This is a genomic window from Mycolicibacterium nivoides (genome assembly GCF_003855255.1).
Classification (GTDB): Bacteria; Actinomycetota; Actinomycetes; order Mycobacteriales; family Mycobacteriaceae; genus Mycobacterium; species Mycobacterium nivoides.
This window is the reverse complement of the sequence record NZ_CP034072.1, coordinates 461,941-479,065: the sequence shown is the minus strand read 5'-3', so window position 1 is coordinate 479,065 and position 17,125 is coordinate 461,941. Positions and strand designations below refer to the sequence as shown.

Below are 17,125 nucleotides of genomic sequence, written 5' to 3'. Positions count from 1 at the left end.
GTCAGCCCTCGCTGACGAGTTCAAAACCAGCCTATTTCACTGCTTTTCGCACACGTTTGCGTGGGGCGGCGGGGGCCGGATCCTGAATGCGCGCCCAGGGCCTGGCCTCCTCGAGCTCGTAGGCCAGTTCCAGCAACAAAGCTTCGCGGCCGCGGGTCGCCGACAGCATCATGCCTACCGGGAGACCCGCATCAGTCTGGGCCAGCGGCAGCGAGATCGCTGGATCCCCCGTGGCATTCTGCAGCGGCGTGAACGCCACCCAGCCCAGCAGCCGGTCGATGATCTGCTCGTAGTCGGCGGTCGGGTCCAGGCGGCCGATCTCCAGGGTGGGCTCGGCCAGGGTGGGCATGAGCACCGCGTCATAGCTGTTGGACAGCCGCTCGGTGACCCGCCGCGACCGGGCCAACCGCGCAATCGCGGTCGGGAGCCGATGCAGATTGCGCGATGCGTGTCGTTCGAGGCCCAGCGTGAGATTGTCCAGCTTGTCTCGATCGAAGCTCTGGCCGAACGACCGCTTCCCCCCGCGCACCAACGCATACGCCAAGAACGCCCAGTACAGCAGGAAGTCATCCTTGAAACGCGCTTGGACCGGGTTGCCGATCACGGTGATCTGGTGGCCGAGTTCCTCGAGCAGCGCGGCGGTCTTGTGCGTCAGCTCAGTCATCTCCGGGCCGGCGTCGTGCACAACGGATTGCGTGCACACCGCGATGCGCAGCCGTTGCTTTCCCGGACGGCTGACATCGCCGATCGGTGGAAGTTTGGGACTGCGGTAGACCTTCTCCATCTCGCGGTAGAGCGCAGCGGTGTCACGTACCGAGCGGGTGAGCACACCGTCGGACACGATCCTCAGCGGCATCATCCGCATGCTCTTGTCCTGCGGCAGCCGGCCCCGGGTCGGTTTGAGGCCGACCAGCCCGTTGCAGGCGGCGGGGATGCGGATCGAGCCGCCCCCGTCGTTGGCGTGCGAGATGGGTACGACGCCCGCCGCGACGAAGGCACCCGAACCCGATGAGGAAGCACCCGCGGTGTGCAGCGGGTTCCACGGGTTGCGCACCGGGCCCAGCCGAGGATGCTCGCACGAGGCGCTGAAACCGAATTCCGAGAGCCGGGTCTTGCCCAGCGGAACCAGGCCGGTGGCGAGATACGCCCGGGCGAAGTCACCGTTGGCCGGTTCGGGCCGAGGTTCCCAGGCATCCGTGCCACTCATGGTCGGCATGCCCTCGACGGCGACGTTGTCCTTGACGAAAGTCGGGACGCCGTCGAAGAACCCGCCGAAGGCGCTGGGTGCGGCGCCGCGGGCATGGGCCCGGTCGAAGGCCTCGAACGCCAGTCCGTTGAGGGTGGGATTGACCGCCTCCACCCGCGCGACGGCGGCTTCGATGAGATCGGCGGCAGATACCCGGCCGGCCCGCAGTTCCGCCACCAGGCCGACGGCATCGTGCTCGCCGAGGGCGTCATCGCCAAATGCACTAACACGGGTCGGGACATTTCGCGCTGCGCGCTGGCCGCTGGTCACGCCCCGACGCTAGCAGCCGCCGTCACTGTGTCCGAGCCACGCTCTGCAGCGCGGCCAGATGCTCGTCGACTGTGCGCAGTCCGGCGCCCATGGTGTTCACCGTGACGTGGGTGGCCCCGGCCTCGGCCCACGCGGCGATGTCGGCCGCGGCCTTGTCCGGATCGCCGGCCCAGCCCACCCGGCCCTCCATACCGATGGTGGACGGATCGCGCTCGGCGGCCACGGCCGCGCGCTCGACCCGCGCACGGGCGTCCTCAAGCTCCGGACCGGGCCCCACCATCGGGAACCAACCGTCGCCCAGCCGGCCGGCGCGCTCCAGCGCCCGCGCGGAGGCCGCTCCGAACCACACCGGGATCGGGCGCTGCACCGGCAGCGGTGCCAGGCCGGCACCGGTCACCCGGTGGTAGCGGCCCTCGAATGTCACCGACGATTCGGTCCACAGCCGGCGCATCAGCTCGACCTGCTCCTCCGACCGCTTGCCGCGGTTCCCGAAGTCTTCGCCGAGCGCCTCGTACTCGACCGCATTCCAGCCCAGCCCGACGCCCAGGCGCAGCCGCCCGCCGGTGAGCAGGTCGACCTCGGCCGCCTGTTTGGCCACCAGCACGGCCTGGCGCTGCGGCAGGATGATCACCCCGGTCACCAGTTCCAGCGAGGTCACCGCGGCCAGATAACCGAACATGACCATGGGCTCGTGGAACGTGGTGTACAGGTCGTAGGGCCCCGCCCAGTCCCGGTGGACGGCCGGATCCGCGCCGACGACGTGGTCGTAGGCCAGGATGTGGGTGAACCCCAGCTCTTCGACACGCTGGCCGTAGGCGCGCACGGCTCCCGGATCTCCGCCGAGTTCCGTCTGCGGAAACACCACACCTACGCGCATGTCACCTCCAACACCATTGGTACCTGCCACACTCCCACATCGGCAAAGCCCCTTGCCCCTGCGTAAGCAACTACCCGGCACCGACCATGTCACGAATGAACAAAACCCCGCACTTTCCGGGATCGCCGGAATGAGCGCGGGGTTTTGCGACGGGCGGCGACGGCCGAGCCGTCAATCGGGTGTGATGTGCCGCCCGAGTCTTCTGGTGCTTAGGCCTGACCGACCTCGAACCGCACGAAGCGGGTCACGGTGACGCCGGCCTCGTCCAGCAGCGCCTTGACGGTCTTCTTGTTGTCAGACACCGACGGCTGGTCCAGCAGCACGACGTCCTTGTAGTAGCCCGTGACGCGACCTTCGACGATCTTGGGCAGAGCCTGTTCGGGCTTGCCCTCTTCCTTCGCGGTCTCCTCGGCGATACGACGCTCGTTGGCGACGATGTCCTCGGGCACGTCCTCGCGGGTGAGGTACTTGGCCTTGAGCGCGGCGATCTGCAGGGCGACCGCGTGCGCGGCCTCCTTGCCCTTCTCCGCGTCGCCGGCCTGGTACTCGACCAACACACCGACGGCCGGCGGCAGGTCCGCGGCACGCTTGTGCAGGTAGGTCTCGACCGTGCCGTCGAAGTAGGCGGCCCGACGCAGCTCGAGCTTCTCACCGATCTTGGCGCTGAGGTCCGCGATGGACTGCTCCACGGTGGTGTCCCCGACCTTGGCGGCCTTGAGGGCATCCACGTCGCCGGCCTTCGCAGCGGCAGCCGCCGCGACGACCTGGTCGGCCAGCTCCTGGAATTCGGCGTTCTTGGCGACGAAGTCGGTCTCGGAGTTCAGCTCGATCAGCGCGCCGTCCTTGGCCGCGACCAGACCCTCGGCAGTGGCGCGCTCAGCGCGCTTGCCGACGTCCTTGGCGCCCTTGATACGAAGCAGTTCGACAGCCTTGTCGAAGTCGCCGCCGGCCTCGACCAGGGCGTTCTTCGAGTCGAGCATGCCGGCGCCAGTCAGCTCCCGCAGTCGCTTGACGTCGGCAGCGGTGTAGTTAGCCATTTAAGACTTCTCCTGGAATTACGAAGCGTCAGTGGATGTTTCGGGTGCAGCAGCGGCCTCGCCCTCGGCGGTTCCGGCGGTCGCACCGGCGAGCAGCTCCTGCTCCCACTCGGCGAGCGGCTCAGCGCCCTCGGTGTCCTGCTTCTCACCGGCACCCTGGCCGGCGCGAGCCTGCAGGCCCTCGGCCACCGCGGAGGCGACGACCTTGGTCAGCAGGGCAGCCGAACGGATGGCATCGTCGTTACCCGGGATCGGGTAGTTGACCTGGTCGGGATCGCAGTTGGTGTCCAGGATCGCGATGACCGGGATACCCAGCTTGATGGCCTCGTTGACCGCCAGGTGCTCCTTGTTGGTGTCGACGACCCAGATGGCCGAGGGCACCTTCTGCATGTCCCGGATACCGCCGAGGCTGCGCTCAAGCTTGTTCTTCTCACGCGTGAGCATGAGGATTTCCTTCTTGGTGCGACCCTCGAAGCCACCGGTCTGCTCCATGGCCTCAAGCTCCTTGAGGCGCTGCAGGCGCTTGTGCACGGTGGAGAAGTTGGTGAGCATGCCGCCCAGCCAGCGCTGGTTCACGTAGGGCATGCCGACGCGGGTGGCCTCTTCGGCGATGGACTCCTGCGCCTGCTTCTTGGTGCCGACGAACAGGACGGTGCCGCCGTGGGCCACCGTCTCCTTGACGAACTCGTAGGCCTTGTCGATGTAGGTCAGCGTCTGCTGCAGATCGATGATGTAGATGCCGTTGCGGTCGGTGAAGATGAACCGCTTCATCTTGGGGTTCCAGCGACGGGTCTGATGCCCGAAGTGAGCGCCGCTGTCAAGCAGCTGCTTCATGGTTACAACAGCCATGAGTAGGTGGTTCCTTTGTGTCGGTTGTCGCCCGGCGTCGGGTGATGCCAGGCCCTGGTGCCTGCCAGCTGCCGAACCCGATCTGGAAAATCCCAGGTCAGGACCGTCGGCATCCGTGTACGACCCCGTCGAGGCGATCGATATGCGCAGACACGCGAAGTCAGCCCGCTAGCGAGCTGCGGGTAGAAGTTTACACGCTGAACAGGCCTGCTTTTACCACGCGGCAAAGCGGGGCGCATTCATCCACAGCGCCCGGTTTCGGGGCTTCCGCGCGGCCCGAGGTGACGTTGAACTGAGCTGGTGAGGATTGCCGCGACGTTGTTGATGCTGGGTATGGCGTTGTCGTGGCCGGCCTGCGCCCACGCCGAGGGCTCGCGGCTGCATTGGCCGGTATCACCGCGACCGGTGGTGACCAGGGGTTTCGACGCCCCCTCCCCCAATTGGAATCGCGGCCACCGGGGCGTCGACCTGGCGGCCACACCCCAGCAACCCGTCTACGCCGCGGGCCCGGGCACGGTCGTCTTCGCCGGGGTGCTCGCGGGGCGTCCGGTGGTCTCGCTTGCCCATCCGGGTGGGCTGCGCACCAGCTACGAACCGGTGCAAGCAGCCGTGCGGCCCGGTCAGACCGTGGGTCAAGGCCAGCTGCTCGGCACGCTGCTGGCCGGTCATCCCGGTTGTGGGGCGGCCGCGTGCCTGCACTGGGGTGCGATGTGGGGTGCGGCGGCCCGGGCCGACTACGTCGACCCAATCGGGCTGCTGGCCGAGACCCCGGTCCGGCTCAAGCCGCTGGAGGGTTGAACTGGTGTCCAAAATTTGGTGCAGAAACTGGGCTGAGGTTGCCGTTAGCCTCATTCCTGGCTTCGACGCGAGAGGTGCACAGTGTGAGCAAGGCACGATGGATCTTTCTGTCGATATGCACCGTGGTGTGTTTCGGCGTCGGCCTGGCGCTTGCCATTCCTGGGTTGGAGCTGGCCTTCCGTGCTGATGTCACCTGCGGAGATTGGGTGATGCACCAGGGTGATCAATGCCGCAATATCGGTCGGCACTCCTCATGGCTCAACGACTACGACCAGCAGCGATCACGAAACCGAGATGAAGGCTTCCAGCTGGCCAGCTTCGGCGGGATCTTCCTGTTCGCCGGCGTGCTCTTCATATTCGGGCTGGTTGTTTCGTACCTGCACCTCAAGCGCGAAGCCGCAGAGAGCTCGACGACCGCCGACTGAAACCGCGAATCAGCTCTGCCGCACCTGGCCGAGGTGCTCAGGCTGCTGCGTTGATGTCCCGCAGGAATCCGCTGATCGCGTCGAGCACGACGTCCGGCTGATCACGCTGAACCCAATGCCCGGCACCGCCGACGATATGCAGGCGCGCATCCGGGATCCGCTCGGCAGCGGCGCGGGCCCGCGCGGCGGGAACGCCGGGGTCACGATCGCCGTGGATGACAAGCGTTGGACACCTCACCTCGACGAGCCGCGGCGTGTAGTCGGTGCGCAGCAGGTTCCACCCGACCTGGTCGTGTTGCCATTGTTCGAAGGCGTCGAATCCACCGGGTTGTGCTGCGGCAGTCATGATCTCGTCCATCAACGCATCGGTCAGCTGCCGCGGATCCCTGATCAGTGCGTGCATGCTGCGTGTCATCGCGGCCCGATTGGTGCCGGCCCAGCGCGTGACCGCGCCGAGCAGACCCGTGCGCAGCATCGCCCAGGTGACCAGTTGACGGACGCCTGACAGCGGTCCGTACGACAACCGGGGCATGATGCCGTAGCTGCCCAGCAGCATCGCGCCGGCCACCCGGTCCGGGCGGTCCAGCACGTGGCCGATCGTCATGCCGCCACCGAGGGACAACCCGCCGATCACATAGCGGTCCAGCTCCATCCCGTCGACGAACTCCGCGACATGGGCGACCAGCCGGTCCTGGGTCACCGGCTGTCGCGCCGGCGGACTCTGGCCGTAGCCGGGGTGATCCGGGGCGATGACGCGGTAACCCGCGTCGGCCAGTCGGGGGCCGACGCCACCCCATGACAGCGATGCGTTGTCCACGCCGCCGCCGTGCAGCAACACCACGGTCGACGTGGGATGGTGCGGCGCCCAGGTGAGATACGAGACGGGTCCGGAAGGCAGGTCCACGATGGATCGGATTGCGCGTTCTCCTAGATCTTCACGTTCGGCGGTATCAGGCCCGCGGGTGGGCCTGGTCGTGCACCGCTCGCAGCCGTTCGACGCTGACGTGGGTGTAGAGCTGCGTGGTGGCCAACGAGGTGTGGCCCAGCAACTCCTGCACGACGCGCAGGTCGGCGCCGCCTTCGAGCAGGTGGGTGGCAGCGCTGTGCCGCAGCCCGTGCGGGCCGATGTCGGGGGCCCCGTCGACGGCAGAGACGGTCTGGTGCACCACAGTGCGGGCCTGACGCGGATCGAGCCGTTTACCGCGGGCTCCTAGCAGCAGTGCCGGACCGGAATCGGAAGTGGCCAGGGCAGGGCGACCTTCGGTGAGCCAGGCTCTCAACGCGACGTGTGCGGGGTCCCCGAACGGGACCGTGCGCTGTTTGTTGCCCTTGCCGAGCACCTGCAGTACCCGGCGCGAGGTGTCTATGTCGTCGATGTCCAGTCCGCACAACTCGCTGACCCGGATCCCGGTGGCATAGAGCATCTCCACGATCAGCCGGTCCCGCAGAGCCAGCGGATCACCCTCGCGCGCCGCGGAATTCATCGCCTCCATGGCGTCGACGGCCTGATCGCGACGCAGCACCGCAGGCAGGGTGCGGTGCGCTTTGGGGACCTGCAACCGGGCCGCGGCGTCGTCCGGCAGCAATCCGCGCCGACTCGCCCAGGTACAGAAGGTCTTGACCGTGGAGGTGCGGCGCGCCAGCGTGGTCCGCGCAACTCCGGCCGCGGCCTGGCTGGCCAGCCAGGACCGCAGCCTCGGCAGAGTCACGGTGTCCAGTTCACCGCCGGTGAAATCGAACAACGCCAACAGATCACCGCGATACGCCCGGCGGGTGTGCTCAGACCTGCCGCACTGCAGCGCCAGGTATTCGTCGAACTCGGCGAGCACATCCTGAACTGCGGGCACCCTGCCACCGTGGCAGAACTACGCCGGCCCTGCACCCGACGCGCCGAGCCGCTACCGTCGCGTGACCATCACGGGTTCATCTCGTAGCGGCCGGCCAGTCCGCGCACACCTGCCACCACGCGATCGCGGCGGGCGCCGTCCGCCACCGGCTGCTTGACGATGTCGAGGGCGCGCTGCTGTTGCACCGCAGTGGCATCCGGATGGCAATGCAGCTTGGTCGCATGCGTGGACATGTCGGTGACGAGCACCTCGAACAGCTGGTCGATCAGATCGGTGTCGATCGCTTCGATCTCCGCCTGCTCCAGGATCAGCTGGGCGTACGGGATCAGGGTGAACATCTCACCGATCGCGAACAGGAAGTCGACGTTGCGTTGCTGGTCGGCGGTGGGTGTCGCCACCGCCAGCAGAGTCTGCAACGCCTGGGCCTGGTCGAGGAGGACCGCGACATTCGGCGTCGACGAAAAACGGCTCAGCACCGACTGCCAGTCCCCGAACCGGATCTTCGCCAACCCACTGCTCGGCCCCTGCCGGAACAAGAAGTCGTCATTGGTCGCATCCCGGCGCGTCGGAATCCGCGGCACCTCGGCCAGCAGCGACTTGAGTTGCGGAATGCGTTGCGCCACAGGTGAACCAGCGATGGCACCGCCGACCGCACGCAAACCACCGGCGAGCGCGCTCACCAGCGGCGCCGGCGCCCGGCCGACAGGCAGAACGGACATGGCGGCCAGCGCCGCATCTGACGCGCCGAACATGTAGTTCTGCATGAACTTCAGCGACAGCGCCATGTTGACGTGCACCGTGCCCTCCAGCCGCGGCAAGCCGGTGAGCCCCAGCAGCGCCATGGTGAAGTACATGTCGGATTCGAAAGCCCGGGCCGCGATGGTATCGGCGAGCAACGTCACGATCTTCTCGCCCTCGCGGGTGACGTTCATCTTCTCGATCGCGTTGAACAACAGGTAACGCCGGTCGTCCGCGCTCGCGCTGCGCATGTAGTCGATGGCCCGCTCGCTGTAGAGCTTCATCCCGATCAAGCGGGCGTAGCCGTCGGCGAGCATACGGCGGATCTGCGGGAACTCGGTGACCCGCTGGCCGAACAGCACGCGGTTCTCGGCGTGGGTGACGGCCTCGTACATGGCGTGCTCACAAGCCCCGATCGCCCCGAATCCGAGGTTGAACTTGCCGATGTTGACGGTGTTGATCGCGGCGTTGAAGGCTGCCTTGCCCTCGTGCAGGATGTCGTCGGCACTGACCGGATAGTTCTCCAGGTCGAACGCCGCGACGTACATCTGGCCGTCGACGACGTTCTTGCGCAGGTGGTAGTTCGAATGCTGGGTGTCGGCGGCGAAGAACAGGTATCCCTCGAAGTCCTGCGCGGGACGGCGCCGGTCGAGATCGGAACTGTCGATGATGGGTTTGTCGGAGCGACGGCCGAACACCGAGACCATGCCGGCCAGGTTGCCGTTGCCGATGTAGTACTTGCCGCCGTTCGCCGAGTACGACCCATCCGCGTTCGGTGTCAGCACCATGTCGGTCGAGTAGACGTCGGCGCCGTGGTCCTGCTCGGACAGCCCGAAGGCGAAGATCTCCCCCGAATCCAGCAGGGCGGCAGCCTTCTTGCGCGCCGCCGTGTTTTCCGACTGCCAGATCGGACCGAGACCGAGAATGGTGACCTGCCAGACATACCAGTACTGCATCCCGTAGAACCCGAGAATCTGGCTGTACATGGCATTGCGCGCGGTGTCCCAGCGCTTGTCGGGATCGCCGGCGGCCTCCGACGCAGGCGTCAGGAACGTCGCGAAGATGCCCTCCCGCTTGACCAGGTCGAGAAAGTCGCTGTACCAGACCCGATCCCGGTCCTGCTGCTTGAGCCACCGCTTGCCGTGGGACTCGAAGAAGTCGATGGTGGCCCGGAAGATCTCCCGGGTTCTGCTGTCGAACTGGTCGAAGTCGGTCCGGTTCGGGTCGAACAGGACATCAGATCGTGCGGTCACGCCAAACTCCCTAGGTAGGACTGAGATTCGATGAGGCCTTCGTCGCTGGGCAGTTGTCCCCGTCCGAACACCCGCTCGTGCTGGCGAGCCCGCAACTCCTTGTGCGCATCGGCGGGCTTGACGTAGCCGTAGCGCTTGCGCCCTTCTTCGGGGCTGAGCACCTCGGTCGACCGCGGCGGTATGCCCATGATGCAAGGACCAGCGATCGGCACCACGGACGGCGAAATGATCTTGGCCACCAACAGCTTCAGCCGCGGTACGCGGTTGACCAAACCGAAGCCGAGCTTGAGCACCGGCCGCACGACCAGGTCGACCGCGCGCGGCTGATCGAATCCACTGAGTCGGCGCATCCACCGCGGCATGGTGGCGATGGTGCCCGCACGGAGGAACCAGTTGAGAATCTCGACGGCCGGCTTCGCAGCACGCGGCGCGGGCGGCAGCACCACCTTGGCGTTGAGCAGGTGGTCCATCATCGCGCGGGCGGCCTCGCTGACGGCGAGGTGTGGCCGCATCTGCTCGAAGTACCCGTTGATGCCCTCACGGGTCCGCGGGACGTCGGCCGGATCGCAGGTCTGGAACTCGGCGGCGCGGGCGCAGTCCTGCCAGTAGCGGGCCTCCTCCTCGGCCGTCAGCTTGCCGCCGCCGTACAGCTCGTAGGCCTTGAGCACCGAGTGCCAGCCGGTGAGCAGGATCCACAGCTGCGACTGGGGGTCGTTGGCGTCGTACTTGTTGCCGCTCAGGGGTTCGGTACCAATGGCTTTCGAGTGGACTTTCACCAGAATATCGGCGGTCTTGAGCACCGATTCGGTGTCGGCGAAAGCGACCATGGCGAAGTAACGCACGGTCCGGTCGTAACGGGTGCGGGGCCGGTCGTAATTGGCGCCGGTGGTGTCGACCGCGGCGATCAGGGCGGGATCGAGTTCCTCGACCACCACGGCGCGCTGCAGTCCGATGATCGGCGTGGTGGCATGGCCCCACACCTTCCAGGTCACCGAATCCGGCCCGAAGAACCCGTAGTCAGCCATCGGCTGGAGATCAGACATGCGAAAACTCCTCTGTTCTGGATCAGGCGGTGCGAAACGCCCGGTAGGTGGCCGATCCGATGAATTCACCCAATGTGGTCGGGGTCCAGTCTTTTCCGTCGTCATGCAACAAGGTCCGCACCGCGCCTTCACAGGTGGACACGAACTGCTCGACCAACACCGGCAGCTTCTTGTCGGCGTCGGTGGTGCCCCAACGTTCCAGCGTGGGCGCCAGCCGCCGGGAGACCTTGCCGACCATCAGCGCGCGACCGCTGCGGAAGTGTTTGGCCACGGCCGGATCCGGGTCGGCGCTCATCACGAGCCGCCAGGAATCGGGCCGGCCGGCGACCGTCTCAAGCAGCGCCTGGAAGCCCTCGACGAAGACGGTCTCGTCGGCGTCCGCGCGGCCGTACGGCAGCGCATCGATCGCCCCCTGGACCAGCAGCGCCAGCTCCCGCTCGAGCAAGGCCCTCAGCAATTCCACCCGGTCGGGAAAACATGAATACACCACCGGGCGGGTGACCTTGAGCCGCTGAGCCACCGCGCCGATCGTGACTGCGGCGATCCCCTCGGTCACCGCAATGGCCAGAGCCGCATCCAGCACCTGCGGACGCCGCCGCTCGGGGCCCAGGTGGGCGGCCCGCTCGCGGACGGTTTCTACACTCATGAAGGAAAATGCTACACCGATGAATAATCATTGGCCAGACGCCATGACCTGCCTCTTTGTCTGCGTCTTTTATCCGCGGTTCGTCACCTTGGGGTGGCGGTCGAGCCCGAGCGCCACCCCAACGTGACAAAGAAAGCGCGCCAAACCGACCCCGCGGACCGCGGTGTCGGGAGCGCTAGGGAGATCAGTCGACCCGCCGCAGCGCCTCGGGCGTGAGATCGGCCAGCGTCGGATACCCGTCGACACCCATGATCAGGTCGGCCTCGGCGAGTAGCGACCGCAGCACGTGCACGATGCCGTCGGCGCCGCCCAGCGCCAGCCCGTACGCATAGGGGCGGCCCACGCCGACCGCGGTTGCACCCAGTGCGAGCGCCTTGACGATGTCGGCACCGTTGCGGATGCCCGAGTCGAACAACACCGGCAGCCCGTCGGCGGCCTCGACCACCCCGGGCAGGCAGTCGATCGCGGGAATGCCGCCATTGGCTTGGCGCCCACCATGATTGGAGCAGTAGATGCCGTCGACGCCACCGTCCTTGGCCCGCCGGACGTCATCGGGATGGCAGATGCCCTTGAGGATCAGCGGCAGCTTGGTCAGTGACCGCAGCCACGGCAGGTCGTCCCAGGTGAGCGGATTGCCGAACAGGCTGACCCAGCGCAGCACGGTGGCCTGCGGGTTCTCCTCGGGCGGTTGCTGCAGACCGGCACGGAACACCGGATCGCTGGTGTAGTTGGCCAGGCACTTGCCGCGCAATTGCGGGAAGTTCGAGGTGGCCAGGTCCCGCGGCCGCCAGCCCGGCACCCAGGTGTCGAGCGTGACGACGATGCCCTTGAATCCGGCCTTCTCGGCGCGCTGTACCAGGCTGGCGGCCAGATCCTTGTCGGTCGGTGTGTACAGCTGGAAAAAGCCTGGGGTGTCACCGAATTCGGCAGCGACGTCTTCGAGCGGGTCCTCGGTGAGCGTGGACAGCACCATCGGTACCCCGGTGCGAGCGGCGGCACGGGCACCGGCCAGGTCACCGTGACCGTCCTGCCCGCAGATCCCCAGCACGCCGATGGGGGCCATGAACAACGGCGACGGCAGAGTGAGCCCGAACAGGTCTACGGACAGATCGCGGTCCCGGTGGGCGTTGAGCATGCGCGGCATCAGGCCCCACCGGTCGAACGCGGTGCGGTTGACCTGCTGGGTGCGCTCGTCGCCGGCCCCGCCTGCCACGTAAGACCAGATCGAGGCCGGCATGGCCGCCTGGGCCTTGGCCTCCAGTCCCGCGTAGTCCATCGGCATGGTCGGCAGCACGCCGGACAGCCCCTGCAGGTAGATCTCGAGTTGATAGTCGCCATAGGCCATGACGGCTACCTTTCCATCCCGGACAGCCAACCTGCTATCAGCCCGCGGTGTCGGCCTCCGCTTTCGCCAGCTCGGCCTTCCACTGCCGGAAAGTCTCCTCGGTACGGCCGCGGCGCCAGTACCCCGAGATCGACCCGGCCCATTTCGCCGGGACGCCGCGCTCCTTGCGGATGTAGGGGCGCAGGTTGTGCATGACGGCCTGAGCCTCGCCGTGGATGAACACCTGAACCTGACCCGGCAGCCAGGCTGCCTCCTTGACCGCCGCGATCAACGGCGCGTTGTCTCCGGCCTTGTCCTCGCCGACCAGGTCGGCCCGCCCACCGCGGTGAATCCAGTTGACCTCGACCCCGGCCGGAGCGGCGAGCTCGATCTCGTCCTCATCGCCGGCGACCTCGATGAAGACCTTGCCGGTCGCATCCGCGGGCAAGGCCTCCAGGGCCGCACCGATGGCCGGCAGAGCGGCCTCGTCACCGGCCAGCAGGTGCCAGTCGGCGGCCGGGTCCGGGGTGTAGGCCCCACTGGGCCCCATCAGGTAGGCGGGCTGGCCCGGCACCGCTGCCGCAGCCCAGGGTGCGGCCACGCCTTGCTCACCGTGCACGACGAAGTCGATGGTGATCTCGCGGCGCTCCTTGTCGAACTTACGCACGGTGTAGGTCCGCACCGTGGGGCGCAGTTCGGTGGGCAGCTCCTGAAAGCTGTCCAGCGTCAAGGGTTTCGGCAGCGCTGACACATCGACAACAGCAGGGACGATGGCGAGTTTGACGTAAGCGTCGCTGAAGTCGTTGGGCGAGAAAGTGTCGAAACCCGTCCCTTCAACCGATCCACCCAGTACCAACCTGACCATGTGGGGGGTCAGCTGCTCGCGATGCACCACCTGGAATGTGTGCATTGGTCGTCCTGCCATGGCGCCTCCAAAAATCATCTGCCGCTCGTTTATTAGCCGACCTCATCGACTATACGGAGGCCACCGGCCTGCCTGGGGGCTACGTGAATGAGGCCTCGGGTCGCCGCGCCATCGCATCGAGGTCTGCCCGTTCCTTGTTCACGCGGATACCTGCTTCTCCCCTGCCGACCCGGGAGTTGCCGGGTGGACCCGTCGCCGACGCATGATCCGCCAGCATCCGTCGACGCTTTCGACCAGCCCGGCGAACTCCAACATCGTCAACGGCCCCAGCACCTGGTGCGGAGGCAGCGCGGCGAGCATCGCGATCTCGTCCACGGTGTGAGCACCGCGCGCCGGCAGCGCGTCATAGACCTGTTTCTCAACTGGCGCGAGCCCATCGAGCGGCGCAGAGGGATGGGGCGCTTCCGGTGCCAGTTCGCCCATGCGACCGACGAGTTCGACGATCTGCTCGGCACGGTCGACCAGGACAGCGCCGTGCCGCAGCAGCGCATGGCAGCCCGCCGATGCAGCCGAGGTCACCGGACCCGGAACGGCACACACCGGACGGCCCAACGCCTTGGCCCAGGACGCAGTGCTGGCGGCGCCGCTACGCAACCCGGCCTCCACCACCACGGTCGCCCCGGAAAGGGCGGCCACCAACCGGTTGCGGGTGAGGAACCGCAACCGGCCCGGCGCCATCCCGGGCGGGTACTCGCTGACCAACAGACAGTCCTGGCGGATCCGGTGGAACAGCGCGCTGTGCCCGGCCGGGTACGGGTTGTCGATGCCACCGGCCACAATCGCGACCGTCACCCCCTCACATGCCAACACTGCGCGGTGGGCTGCCCCATCGACGCCATAGGCCCCGCCGGACACCACCGTGACATCCCGCTCGGCCAAGCCGGCGGCCAACTCGGCGGCGACATGCTCGCCGTAAGCGGTGGCCGCACGGGTGCCGACGATCGCCGCGGCCCGCTCTGCCGCCTCGTCGAGGCGCACGGGCCCGACCGCCCACAACACCAACGGAGGGTGACCATTCCGACGCTTTTGCACCTCATCCCCGCGAAAGGCCCGGAATCGCAGCAGCGGCCACTCGTCGTCATCGGGCGTGATCAGCCGCCCACCCATTCTGTCGAGGATATCCAGGTCTTCTGCCGCACAATCGAATTCCCGGCGCGCCTCGATTCGGCGCAACACCTCGGCCTCGACCTGACCGGCTTTGACCCGGCCGGCCGCCTCGATCGGACCGACTTGCGTGACCAAGGCCGTCAACTGCGGGCACGGCGGTTCGGCCACCCGCGACAGATACGCCCATGCGCGCCGCATTTCGTCGGTCATGACACACCCCCGGCTTGCCGGAAGCTCAGTGCGGCGGCGACGTCCTCATGGGCGGGAATGGTCCGTCCACCCAGATCCGCCAGGGTCCAGGCGACCCTCAAACACCGGTCGGCACCGCGCATGCTGATCACCCCACGGTCGAGCACTGACCGCAGCGGCTCCATCGCGGCTTTGGGCAATCGGAATTCGCGACGCAGCAGCGGGCCGCTGACCTCGGCGTTCGTGCCGATCCCATAGGGTTTCCACCGCTCCTGGGCGGCGAGGCGGGCTGCGGCGACCCGCTCACGCACCACTGCACTGCTTTCGCCCGACTGCGGTGTGAATGCCCCGGCGCTGACCGGGTACAGCTCCACCCGCAAGTCGACACGATCCACCAGTGGCCCCGACAGCTTGCCCCGGTACCGGAGCTTGGCTTGGGCCGAACAGACGCAGTCGGCCGAATTCGGCGGCGCGCACGGGCAGGGATTCGCCGCCAGGACCAGTTGGAACCGGGCCGGATAACACGCCACACCGTCACGGCGAGCCAACCGGATCTCGCCGTCCTCCAATGGAGTTCGCAGCGCTTCCAGGGCACTTGATCCCATTTCGGGGAACTCGTCGAGAAACAACACACCCCGATGCGCCCGGCTGACCGCCCCGGGGCGCGCGAACCCGCTTCCACCACCGACCAGCGCGGCCACGCTCGAGGTGTGGTGCGGAGCCACAAACGGCGGTCGGGTGATCAACGGTGTATCCCCCGCCAACAATCCCGCCACGGAATGTACCGCTGTCACCTCAAGCGACTCAGCCGACGACAACGGCGGCAACAGCCCCGGAAGCCGTTGTGCCAACATCGTTTTCCCGATACCTGGCGGCCCCGTCAACATCAGGTGATGGGCACCCGCGGCCGCCACCTCGACGGCATAGCGGGCCTGGGCCTGTCCAACCACGTCGGCCAGGTCTGCCATCGGCTCCGGTGCCCGCTCCGTCGCGGCGACCCGGGCCTGCAGATCCCCCTTGCCATCAAGCCAGGCCTGCAATTGCCGCAGGGTCCGCACACCGCACACCTCGATCCCGTCGATCAGGCTGGCCTCGGCCAGGTTGTCCACCGGCACCACGACCGTGGGCCAGCCCTCCTGCTTGGCGGCCAGCACGGCGGGCAACACGCCGTGCACCGGACGGACCCGGCCGTCGAGAGCGAGTTCACCGAGCAGCACCGACTTTTCCAATCGCGCCCAGGCCGTCTTGGTGTGCGCCGAGAGCACCGACGCCGCCAGTGCCAAGTCGTAGACCGAACCGACCTTGCGCAGCGTGGCCGGGGACAACGCCAACGTCAGGCGCGACATCGGCCACGTGTTGCCGCAATTGGTGATGGCCGCGCGCACCCGATCCCGGGATTCCTGCAGGGCGGTGTCGGGCAGCCCCACCAGGTTCACGCTGGGCAGCCCCGAGGTGATGTCCGCCTCGATCTCCACGATCACGCCGTCCACCCCGCGCACGGCCACCGAATAGGCTCTACCCAAACCCATTTCAGCCCACCCCCTTGAGGTGCGTCAGCTCGGGTTCTCGGCGGCGGCCGACGCGGACCCCGATCACATCGATACGCAGTGCGGCGAAGTGGGCATCCTGCTCGGCCAGCCACAGTGCCGCCAGCCTGCGGATACGGCGCACCTTCTGCGCAGTCACCGCCTCGGCAAGCCCGCCGAAACCGTCCCCGGTGCGGGTCTTCACCTCGACGAAGACCACCGTGTTCGTGGCGGCCTCTTCGGCGATCACGTCGAGCTCGCCGTAACGACACCGCCAGTTGCGGGTCAATGTGCGCAATCCCTGTGCCGCCAGATGTTCGACGGCCAACTGTTCACCCAGTGCGCCGATCTCGGCTCGTGTCAGAGAACTCATGACCACACGGTGCGGACACGGTCCGACAGAACCGGCTCAGTCAGGCCGAGTTATCCCCAGCGTGGACTTCATCCACAGGCCAGGGAAGGTCCCGATTGAGGCCCTTCGGAAGGATGGCAGCGCCGGCGAATCGCCCGTCGAGCGGGTGTGTCACACGCGGCGCATTCTCAATCACTTCATCGACAAGACCGGTCTGTTCACGGCCGTCGCCACGGAGGGATTCAGGCGAATGGCGGCGGCAATCGGCCCGGTCGCGGAAGGAGAACTCGGGTTCCTACCGGGCGGTGCGGAGTACGTGAGATTCACGCTCGAAAACCGTGGGTTCTACGAGATCTTGTTCCAGCCATACCTCTGCCACCAGAGCGACCTGATCGGTACACACAGCCCCGAGACCGTCACCGACGCTGACCTGGCGAGCCGCGTCAGCGCGGGCTGGTCCATGTCGCACGGCCTGGCCCCCCTGCAGGCGACAGACAACCTCGCCGATCGGCCCGCCCGGGACATCCTCCACGGGCGTGCGGCTGCTGGCCTCGCTCCTGAAGAACCGCGACTGAACAACGATCCGCGCAGCCGCGATTTCGGCCGCTCCGCGAATCCCGCTGTCTCCGGCGTCGCGCCCGCCCACCCCGGTAGTGTCCTTAGGTGATGCTCA

At 67.2% G+C, this 17,125-nt stretch carries 17 protein-coding genes; 3 read left to right on the top strand and 14 right to left on the bottom strand.

Going from position 1 to position 17,125, the window contains the following annotated elements; all coding sequences use genetic code 11:
• Positions 1 to 31: 31 nt before the first annotated feature.
• The 4 genes from EH231_RS02335 to rpsB all read right to left on the bottom strand — a co-directional run bounded on the left by EH231_RS02335 (position 32) and on the right by rpsB (position 4,279).
• Positions 32 to 1,516: an amidase gene (locus tag EH231_RS02335; protein ID WP_090425125.1), complete on the bottom strand. Its 1,485-nt coding sequence runs from the start codon at positions 1,514 to 1,516 to the stop codon at positions 32 to 34.
• 22 nt (positions 1,517 to 1,538) lie between these two features.
• A complete protein-coding gene (locus tag EH231_RS02330) occupies positions 1,539 to 2,393 on the bottom strand; it encodes an LLM class F420-dependent oxidoreductase (RefSeq protein WP_090425124.1) in 855 nt (284 codons plus the stop codon).
• Between the two features lie 209 nt (positions 2,394 to 2,602).
• The gene (gene tsf, locus EH231_RS02325) at positions 2,603 to 3,430 is read right to left on the bottom strand and encodes a translation elongation factor Ts (protein WP_090425123.1); all 828 of its coding nucleotides are present in this window, start codon (positions 3,428 to 3,430) and stop codon (positions 2,603 to 2,605) included.
• A gap of 18 nt (positions 3,431 to 3,448) precedes the next feature.
• On the bottom strand, positions 3,449 to 4,279 hold the full coding sequence (rpsB, locus tag EH231_RS02320; protein WP_090425122.1) for a 30S ribosomal protein S2: 831 nt from the start codon (positions 4,277 to 4,279) through the stop codon (positions 3,449 to 3,451).
• A 324-nt stretch (positions 4,280 to 4,603) separates the two neighbouring features.
• Here rpsB and EH231_RS02315 point away from each other — a divergent pair, with 324 nt between their 5' ends.
• A complete protein-coding gene (locus EH231_RS02315; protein ID WP_090425121.1) occupies positions 4,604 to 5,077 on the top strand; it encodes a M23 family metallopeptidase in 474 nt (157 codons plus the stop codon).
• Positions 5,078 to 5,160: 83 nt separating this feature from the next.
• Positions 5,161 to 5,502: a hypothetical protein gene (locus tag EH231_RS02310; protein ID WP_090425120.1), complete on the top strand. Its 342-nt coding sequence runs from the start codon at positions 5,161 to 5,163 to the stop codon at positions 5,500 to 5,502.
• Positions 5,503 to 5,539: 37 nt separating this feature from the next.
• Here the strand turns inward: EH231_RS02310 and EH231_RS02305 are convergent, their stop codons facing one another.
• The 10 genes from EH231_RS02305 to EH231_RS02260 form a co-directional block, all read right to left on the bottom strand.
• Positions 5,540 to 6,406: an alpha/beta fold hydrolase gene (locus tag EH231_RS02305; protein WP_241177868.1), complete on the bottom strand. Its 867-nt coding sequence runs from the start codon at positions 6,404 to 6,406 to the stop codon at positions 5,540 to 5,542.
• A gap of 46 nt (positions 6,407 to 6,452) precedes the next feature.
• The gene (locus EH231_RS02300) at positions 6,453 to 7,331 is read right to left on the bottom strand and encodes a tyrosine recombinase XerC (RefSeq protein WP_420891967.1); all 879 of its coding nucleotides are present in this window, start codon (positions 7,329 to 7,331) and stop codon (positions 6,453 to 6,455) included.
• An 86-nt stretch (positions 7,332 to 7,417) separates the two neighbouring features.
• Positions 7,418 to 9,340, bottom strand: coding sequence for an acyl-CoA dehydrogenase family protein (locus tag EH231_RS02295; RefSeq protein WP_124711796.1), 1,923 nt, complete (start codon positions 9,338 to 9,340; stop codon positions 7,418 to 7,420).
• Positions 9,337 to 10,383, bottom strand: coding sequence for an oxygenase MpaB family protein (locus EH231_RS02290; RefSeq protein WP_124711795.1), 1,047 nt, complete (start codon positions 10,381 to 10,383; stop codon positions 9,337 to 9,339). The genes EH231_RS02295 and EH231_RS02290 overlap by 4 nt, the downstream gene beginning before the upstream one ends.
• Positions 10,384 to 10,405: 22 nt before the next feature.
• Positions 10,406 to 11,029 (bottom strand): TetR/AcrR family transcriptional regulator, encoded by a 624-nt coding sequence (locus tag EH231_RS02285; protein WP_090425115.1) that lies wholly within the window; start codon positions 11,027 to 11,029, stop codon positions 10,406 to 10,408.
• A 184-nt stretch (positions 11,030 to 11,213) separates the two neighbouring features.
• A complete protein-coding gene (locus EH231_RS02280) occupies positions 11,214 to 12,374 on the bottom strand; it encodes a lactate 2-monooxygenase (protein ID WP_090425114.1) in 1,161 nt (386 codons plus the stop codon).
• Positions 12,375 to 12,411: 37 nt separating this feature from the next.
• Positions 12,412 to 13,278, bottom strand: a complete 867-nt coding sequence (locus tag EH231_RS02275) for a siderophore-interacting protein (RefSeq protein WP_090425113.1) — start codon at positions 13,276 to 13,278, stop codon at positions 12,412 to 12,414.
• A gap of 138 nt (positions 13,279 to 13,416) precedes the next feature.
• Positions 13,417 to 14,595 carry a DNA-processing protein DprA gene (dprA, locus tag EH231_RS02270; RefSeq protein ID WP_090425112.1) on the bottom strand — a complete coding sequence of 393 codons (1,179 nt, stop codon included), beginning with the start codon at positions 14,593 to 14,595 and terminating at the stop codon, positions 13,417 to 13,419.
• Positions 14,592 to 16,103: a YifB family Mg chelatase-like AAA ATPase gene (locus tag EH231_RS02265; protein WP_090425111.1), complete on the bottom strand. Its 1,512-nt coding sequence runs from the start codon at positions 16,101 to 16,103 to the stop codon at positions 14,592 to 14,594. Before EH231_RS02265 ends, dprA begins: the two co-directional genes overlap by 4 nt.
• A gap of 1 nt (position 16,104) precedes the next feature.
• On the bottom strand, positions 16,105 to 16,473 hold the full coding sequence (locus EH231_RS02260; protein ID WP_164480741.1) for a YraN family protein: 369 nt from the start codon (positions 16,471 to 16,473) through the stop codon (positions 16,105 to 16,107).
• Positions 16,474 to 16,534: 61 nt separating this feature from the next.
• Here EH231_RS02260 and EH231_RS02255 point away from each other — a divergent pair, with 61 nt between their 5' ends.
• Positions 16,535 to 17,119 carry a WHG domain-containing protein gene (locus tag EH231_RS02255; RefSeq protein WP_124711794.1) on the top strand — a complete coding sequence of 195 codons (585 nt, stop codon included), beginning with the start codon at positions 16,535 to 16,537 and terminating at the stop codon, positions 17,117 to 17,119.
• The last annotated feature ends 6 nt before the right edge of the window (positions 17,120 to 17,125 follow it).